Here is a 7,743-nt window from a genome sequence, read left to right on the forward strand (position 1 = left end):
CGTGACCGCAGAGCGGACCGTCACCACGCCAGCCCCGTCCGCCCCGGATCCGTTCGATCGGCCGGCGGTGAACTCCTGGGACGAGTTCACCGGGCTCCGTGAGATCGTCGTCGGGGACGCCACGCACATCCGTCTCCCGGAGCAGGACGACCCGTCGGCGTGGCTGAGCTGTTTTCCGAAACTGACCCGGGCCGAGCTGGGCAAGCTCGAGGTGGGCGAGGTACCGGCGCAGATCGTCGAGGAGACCAACGAGGACCTGGCCGTACTCTGCGCCAGCCTGCGCGGGCTGGGCGTGACCGTGCACCGGCCCGCGATCGTCGACCACAGCGTCGAGTTCGCCACGCCACACTGGCGCAGCGCCGGCTTCACCTCGTACTGCCCGCGTGATCTCACCCTGGTGGTGGGCTCGACCATCATCGAGACCGCCAGCCCGACGCGGTCCCGCTACTTCGAGCTGTTCGGGCTGCGCCCTCTCTTCCAGGATTACCTGCTGCACGGCGCCACCTGGCTGGCCGCGCCCCGCCCGCAACTGCTCGACGAGTTGTACCTGGTCGACCCGGACGGTCTGCCGAACCTGGGGGAGAGCGAACCGGTCTTCGACGCCGCCAACGTCCTCCGGCTCGGCCGCGACCTCTTCTATCAGGTGTCGCGTAGTGGCAACGAGTTCGGTCTACGCTGGCTGGAGTCCGTCGTCCGGCTGCTGGGGGACATCCGGGTCCACCCGCTGCGCGGGATCTACGGCTACACCCATATCGACAGCACCATCGCTTTGCTGCGCCCTGGGCTGGTGCTGCTCAACCCGGGCCGGATCAAGCCGGACGCGATACCGGAACCGCTGCGTGACTGGGATGTGCTGTGGTGTCCGCCGCTGCGTCGGTCCGCGGTGGGACCGCCCACCCTGAGCGAACACTGGATCAGCATGAACCTGCTGATGGTGGACGAGGAGCACGCGGTCGTCGACGCCGACCAGCCGGAGCTGATCGCCGCGCTCGAGGGGCGCGGGATCACCGTGCTGCCGCACCGGCTGCGCCACGCGCAGTTGCTCGGTGGCGGCTTCCACTGTGTCACGCTGGACACCGTCCGTGTCGGCGGGCCCGAGAACTATCTGGACTGAGCGGCCCCGTGTCCCGCCGCGAGCGAGGAGCACGGCCGACCCACGCCATCGTCCACATCCCCTCCGGGCACGGCCCGCCGGCACCGGTCGCCGAGCCCGCGTACGGCGTCGACCAGCTCGGGCGGCCCGGCGACGGTGAAGTCGACGCCGATCACCGCCACCATCCACGCCAGGTCCCCGGGCGTGCCGGCGCCGAGGTGCAGCAGGCAGCTCGTCGCGTCAACGGCCTCCACCGTGCCCATGCCGGGCCAGAGCCGCTCGGTCACCACGGCGGCCGGTGCGTGCATGGTCACGCTCGCCTGTACCGCCCACGGCCCGAAGGACAACTGCCGCGCCAGGTACGCCGCCGCGTCCCCGCCGGGTGGCTCCCGGCGGGCGAACCGTGGGCCGGTCGGGGTCCAGGGGCGGAGCCGGTCGACGCGGAAGCACCGCCAGTCGCCGCGCCCGGTGTCCCAGGCCAGCAGGTACCAGTGCCGCGCGAAGCTGACCAGGGTGTGCGGCTCGACCAGCCGGTTCGACCGGCCGCCGTGGTGGTCGGTGTAGTCGAACCGCAGCCGTTCCCGCCGGTAGCAGGCGGTGGAGATCGTGGCCAGGACGTCCGGACCGACCGTCGGCCCCGGATGCCCGGCACGGACGGTGGCGTGCTGCACCGCCGCGACCTGGTGGCGTAGCCGGGCCGGTAGGACCTGTTCCAGCTTGCTCATCGCCCGCAGTGCCGTCTCGTCGATGCCGGTCACCGCGCTGGCGGCGGCAGTGCGCAACCCGATCGCGACCGCGACCGCCTCGTCGTCGTCGAGCAGCAGCGGCGGCAGGACTGCCCCGGCACCGAGCCGGTAGCCGGCGCGGCCCTGGCTGGCGTGCACCGGGTAGCCGAGCTCCCGTAGCCGGTCGACGTCCCGCCGGACCGTGCGCACGGTGACGCCGAGCCGGTCGGCCAGCTCCGTGCCGGAGCGGTGCCGGCGGGACTGCAACAGGGACAACAGTTGGAGCAGCCGCGCCGAGGACCTCACCATGGTGGCGAGACTGCCAGACGGTTGGGACCGATCCTGACCTGAGTGGCTCCTAACCTCGGTGCCGTGACTACCGCAGCTGACGACATTCGCCCCTTCCGTATCGCGATCCCGCAGGCCGACCTGGATGACCTGGCAACACGGCTGGCCGCCACCCGCTGGCCGGAGCTGCCCGACGTCGGCTGGCAGCGCGGCGTCCCCGCGTCCTACCTGAGGGAACTGGCCGGGTACTGGCGGACCGGGTACGACTGGCGTAAGCACGAGGCCGCGCTCAACGACATCCCGCAGTACGTCACCGACGTCGACGGCCAGCGCCTGCACTTCCTGCACGTCCGCTCACCCGAGCCGGACGCGACGCCGTTGCTGCTGTTGCACGGCTGGCCGGGCTCGTTCGTCGAGTTCCTCGACACCCTCGGCCCGCTGGCCGACCCGCGGTCCCACGGCGGCGACCCCGACGACGCGTTCCACCTGGTGGTGCCGTCGCTGCCCGGGTTCGGGTTCTCCGCCCCACTGGCCGGACCCGGCTGGGGCACGCAGCGGATGGCCGGGGCGCTCGGGCGGCTGATGGCCCGGCTCGGGTACGACCGCTACGGCGTGCAGGGCGGCGACACCGGCTCGTGGGTCGCCCCGGCCCTCGGCCGGCAGGCCCCCGACCGGGTCATCGGCGTGCACGTCAACGCGCTGTTCACCTTCCCCACCGGTGCCGAGGGGGAACTGGACGGCCTCACCGAGGTCGAGCAGCGCCGGTTGGCAGACATGGCGGAGTACAACGACGGCTACCTCCAGATCCAGGCGAAGTCCCCACACACCCTGGCGTACGGGCTGCACGACTCGCCGGCCGCCCAGCTCGCCTGGATCGTGGAGCACTTCCAGCGGCTCACCGACCACCCCGACGACGGGCTGCCCGACGACGCCGTCGACCGCGACCGTCTGCTCACCAACGTCACCCTCTACTGGCTGACCGGCACGGGCGGCTCCGCCGCCCAGGTCTACTACGAGGACATCACCGCCGCCGCGTGGAGCGACGAGGCCGGTCGCGGCGACGTACCCACCGGGGTTTTGGTCGCCACGGCCCGCGATCTCACCGTCCGCCGCCTCGCCGAGCGCGACCACCACGTCGTGCGCTGGACCGAGTACGACCGGGGCGGGCACTTCTTCGCCATGGAACAGCCTGCCCTCCTCGTCGACGACCTGCGCGCGTTCTTCCGCACGCTGCACTGAGACCGGCCCGGTGTGCGCCCCGGCCAGCCCACCGGCTGGCCGGGCCCTCGTTGACCGCGAAGCCCTGTGTCTGCGCGCCCGGTCGCACTACCCGTCGCCGGCCCGGTCCGGGAGCATTTTCGCCATTTCCGGCAATCACCCCCGACGGGGTCGCCACGATGGGACAGACCCGTACGGGGCGGGTCCGGCCTGTGCCGCGGGCGGCGAGGGGGATGACGATGCAGGACGTGGCGACGGCGACCGCGCCCGCAGTATCCGGGACACTGGGCCTGGCCGAGCAGGTGTGGATCAATGCCCGGGAGGACCCCGCAGCGGTGCAGTTCGTCCGCCCGGCGCCGGGGTCCCGGGGGTGGCCCGCCCGACGGCCGGTGCACGGCAGCGCGCTGCCGGTGACGTGCGAGCAGTTCCGGGACGACGTCCTGGTCCTGGCCCGTGGTTTCCTCGCCGCCGGTGTGGCACACGGTGACCGGATTGCCCTGCTCAGCCGTACCCGCTACGAGTGGACGCTCGTCGACTACGCCCTGTGGGCGATCGGCGCGGTGACCGTGCCGATCTACGACACCGCCAGCCGGGACCAGGTTGGTTGGATCCTGGCGGACGCCGGGGCGACGGGCTGCGTGGTCGAGCAACCCGGCCACGCCGAGATGCTCGCCGGCCTGCGGCCGGACCTGCCGGCGTTGCGTCAGGTCTGGCAGATCGACGCCGGTGACCTGATCGCCCTCGCCGGATGCGGCCGGGGCGTCGACGACCACCAGGTCGACGCCCGTCGTGCGCGGGTGACCGGTGCGGACATGGCGACGATCGTCTACACCAGCGGGACGACGGGCCGGCCCAAGGGATGCGTGCTGACCCACCGCAACATCCACTGCGATGTCACCGCCGCCATCGACGTGCTGTCGCCGGTCCTGCACCCGGGGGCGTCGACGGTGCTGTTCCTGCCGTTGGCGCACGCGTTCGCCCGGCTGATCCAGGTGGGCATGGTGCAGACCCGCGCCACGTTGCTGCACAGCGCCGACGTCACCGGCGTCACCGAACAGCTGCGCACCTACCGCCCGACGTTCATCCTCGCGGTGCCCCGGGTCTTCGAGAAGATGTACAACCGGGCGCGGGACAAGGCGGCCGACAGGCACCGGGGCCGGTTGTTCAACCTGGCCGCACAGGTGGCGGTGCGCCACAGCCGCGCCCGCGACACCCCGGGCGGCCCCGGCCTGCCGCTGCGGCTGGCCCACGCCGTGTGCGATCTGCTGGCGTACCGGAAGATCCGGGCGGCGTTGGGCGGACGGTGCCGGACGGCCATCGTCGGCGGCGCGCCGCTCGGCGAGCGGCTGGGGCACTTCTACCGCGGCGTCGGGGTCACCGTGCTGGAGGGGTACGGGCTGACGGAGACGTCACCGGCGTTGACGGTGAACCCGCCGTCGGTCCAACGGATCGGCACCGTCGGCCGGCCGTTGCCCGGCGTGGAGCTGCGCATCAACGACGACGGGGAGATCCTCGCCCGGGGGGACGTGGTCTTCCCCGGCTACTGGAACAACCCGGACGCCACCGGGGCGGCGTTCACCGCCGACGGCTGGTTCCACACCGGTGACCTGGGCAGCTGGGACGACGGCTGGCTGCGCATCACCGGCCGCAAGAAGGAGATCATCATCACCGCGGGGGGCAAGAACGTCGTCCCCGCCCCGATGGAGGAGGCCGTCCGCGCCCATCCGCTGGTCAGCCAGTGCCTGGTCGTCGGGGACGGCCGGCCCTACGCGGCCGCGCTGGTCACCATCGACCCGTGGGCCTGGGCGCGCTGGCGTGCCGCGCGCCACCGCCCGGACGCCTCCGTGGCCGAGCTGCGGGACAGCCCGGAGCTGCGCCAGGAGGTGCAGGCCGCGATCGACCGGGCCAACGAGACGGTGTCCACGGCGGAGCAGATCAAGACGTTCCGCATCCTGCCCGAGGACTTCACCGAGGAAGCCGGGGAACTCACCCCCACTCTCAAGATCAAGCGCGACGTCGTCATCGAACGGTACGCCGCCGACGTCGAAGCCCTCTACCAGGGCCACTGACGCAACCACATCTGCTGCCCGGTGCCCTCACCGCGCCTCGTCACGGGTGAGGACGAACGTGAACGGGTGGGGGAGCCGTGCGGGCAGGTGGGCCAGTCGGGGAAGCGAAGGGCTCTCGAACCGTTTGCCGTGCCAGCGGGAGCGCTCCAGCAGCCGTTCCATCGGGTGGTGGGTCCAGCCCGATTCCGCGGTGCCCGCCCGGTAAGGGCGGGACGTCGGGTTTTTGACCCGGCACAGGGTGACCGCCATGCTGGTGCGGTGATGCGACCGTCTTCCGGCAGGCAGGCCCGGCAGGGGCGGGATGCCGTTCCGAGTATCCGTGACGTGGCGGCCGCGGCGGGGGTTTCCTACCAGACGGTGTCGCGGGTGCTCAACGATTCCCCCAAGGTGCGGCCGGACACCCGCCGGCTGGTGCTCGATGCCATCGACCGGTTGCAGTACCGGCCGAACCGGGCCGCCCGGGCGCTCGGCCTTGGGCGGGCGAACGCGGTGACCGTGGTGACCGCGAACACCATGTTGTACGGGTACGCCAGCACGTTGCAGGGCATCGAGGAGTCCGCCCGGCTGGCTGGTCTGGCCGTCGGTGTCCGGGCGGTCGAGTCGGACCAGGACGTCGACGTGCGCCACGCCGTCGAGTACGTCAGCGACCCCAGCGCGGGCAGCGTCATCGTGGTCGCCTTCGATCCGGCCGGCGCCAACGTCCTGCGGGCGTTGCCGCCGGACGTGCCGGCGGTCGCGGCGACGGAGGCCGGTGGGGTGCCGGGCAGCGAGCGCACCATGATCTTCCTGGACGAGCGGCAGGCCGCGGCCGACGCCACGCGGCACCTGCTGTCGTTGGGGCACCGCACGGTCCACCACGTGGCCATTCCCTCCGAGACGGTCGCGAGCGCACGCCAGGCGGGGTGGCGTGGCGCGTTGGAGGAGGCCGGTGCCCCGGTGCCGGGGGTCCTGTCGGCCGACTGGGATCCCCGGTCGGCGTACCTGGCGGGCCGGCGACTGGCGGCGGACGGGGACGTCACGGCGATCCTGTGCGGCAACGACGACACCGCGCTCGCGGTTCGCCGGGCACTGTACGAGGCGGGTCGGGACGTGCCGGGGGACGTGAGCATCGTCGGCTTCGACGACGTTCCCGGGGTGGCCTACTGGACGCCCGCGTTGACGACGGTTCGGATGGATTTCGCGGGTCTGGGCCGGGCCTGCCTGGCGGCGCTCGCCACCGAGCTGACCGGTGTCGTCCCGCCCGGGGTGACGCCCGAGGCGCCCCGCCTGGTGATCCGTGAGTCGACCGCACCGCCGCGCGGGCGGTAGGACATCTGCTGGTAACAAGAATGCAACGCTACTTCCGATGCGCCGTGTGACCGGTCACACTCGTCCTCACGCCAGATCCTTTGCTTCTGGTCCGGCCTGAGAAACCCGGCCCCGCTGCGGGGCCACTGCGGGCACACCGCCCCGGTGTCGCCGCTCCTGCACGCCAGCACGACCGCGAAGGGAGGCGAGCGACGCCCATGACACCGACGAGACCCGAGCCGCCCACCACACGACCGGCACCGACGGCAACCACAGCCGCCGTCACCGGAACCCGGTTCCGACCGCCCGGCACGCGGTCACGAGTTCGACCAACGACAGGAGCAGGCAGTGAGCTGGCGCGACACCAGTCTGGTGTGGGGACACCGGGCGTTGCAGTTGACCATCGACATCTCCGCCGACGGCCCGGTCGCCGTCCGGGCCCTGTCCGACGGCGACCGGCGACACCACATCCGGGCGACCCAACCGATGGTGGAGCTGCTGATTGCCGGCGAGGGCCGGGCCCGGGTCTCGCAACGCTTCTCCGAGACCGCTGTCGGCCGGCGCATGGTCTACGCCGGCAGCCAGCAGCGGCGCGACGGACAGTGGCACGAACTCCACGTCGACCTGCGGGACGAACAGACCGGCCTGCTGGCGCGGACCGTGTTCCGCTCGGCAGACCACACCAGCGCCGTGCAGGTGCGCACCACCGTGACCAACCACGGTACGCAACCGCTGCTGCTGCTCGGGGTCACGTCCTTCGCCGCCGGGTTCCTCGGCCACCCGATGGAGAACATCGACCTGGTCCGCGGCGACAGCGAGTGGCTCGGCGAGGGCCGCTGGACCCGCCATCCGCTGCGCGACACCGCCGCCGCCGACCTCAACCTGGCCATGCACGGCCAGGACGGTCGCGGCCGGTTCGCCGTGGTCAGTACCGGGGCCTGGTCCACCGGCGTCCACCTGCCCACCGGCGGCATCGTCGACCGGGACAGCGGACACGCCTGGCTCTGGCAGATCGAGCACAACGGGCCCTGGCGGTGGGAGGTCGGCGAACGGCTCGACGGGG

General features: G+C 72.3%; 6 protein-coding genes and 1 pseudogene. 5 read left to right on the forward strand and 2 right to left on the reverse strand.

The window, feature by feature from the left end; translation table 11 throughout:
• The first annotated feature begins 1 nt into the window (after position 1).
• Positions 2-1,114, forward strand: a complete 1,113-nt coding sequence (locus MCAG_RS27510) for a hypothetical protein (RefSeq protein WP_007076220.1) — start codon at positions 2-4, stop codon at positions 1,112-1,114.
• On the opposite strand, the gene MCAG_RS27515 is transcribed toward MCAG_RS27510, so the two are convergent.
• Complete coding sequence (locus MCAG_RS27515) at positions 1,102-2,127, reverse strand: YafY family protein (RefSeq protein ID WP_007076221.1); 1,026 nt, start codon at positions 2,125-2,127, stop codon at positions 1,102-1,104. The genes MCAG_RS27510 and MCAG_RS27515 overlap by 13 nt on opposite strands.
• An 84-nt stretch (positions 2,128-2,211) precedes the next feature.
• Here MCAG_RS27515 and MCAG_RS27520 point away from each other — a divergent pair, with 84 nt between their 5' ends.
• Both MCAG_RS27520 and MCAG_RS27525 read left to right on the forward strand, forming a co-directional pair.
• Entirely contained in the window at positions 2,212-3,345 is a 1,134-nt protein-coding gene (locus MCAG_RS27520; RefSeq protein WP_198141790.1) for an epoxide hydrolase family protein, read from the forward strand.
• Between the two features lie 218 nt (positions 3,346-3,563).
• Complete coding sequence (locus MCAG_RS27525) at positions 3,564-5,393, forward strand: long-chain fatty acid--CoA ligase (RefSeq protein ID WP_036378110.1); 1,830 nt, start codon at positions 3,564-3,566, stop codon at positions 5,391-5,393.
• Positions 5,394-5,420: 27 nt separating this feature from the next.
• Here the strand turns inward: MCAG_RS27525 and MCAG_RS27530 are convergent, their stop codons facing one another.
• A complete protein-coding gene (locus tag MCAG_RS27530; RefSeq protein WP_007076224.1) occupies positions 5,421-5,642 on the reverse strand; it encodes a GXWXG domain-containing protein in 222 nt (73 codons plus the stop codon).
• Positions 5,643-5,717: 75 nt separating this feature from the next.
• Here MCAG_RS27530 and MCAG_RS27535 point away from each other — a divergent pair, with 75 nt between their 5' ends.
• On the forward strand, positions 5,718-6,701 hold the full coding sequence (locus tag MCAG_RS27535) for a substrate-binding domain-containing protein (protein ID WP_036375552.1): 984 nt from the start codon (positions 5,718-5,720) through the stop codon (positions 6,699-6,701).
• A gap of 327 nt (positions 6,702-7,028) precedes the next feature.
• A pseudogene (locus MCAG_RS35380) lies at positions 7,029-7,743 on the forward strand (alpha-galactosidase); the annotation flags it as partial.

Origin of the sequence: Micromonospora sp. ATCC 39149, assembly GCF_000158815.1 — a bacterium.
Taxonomy (GTDB): domain Bacteria; phylum Actinomycetota; class Actinomycetes; order Mycobacteriales; family Micromonosporaceae; genus Micromonospora.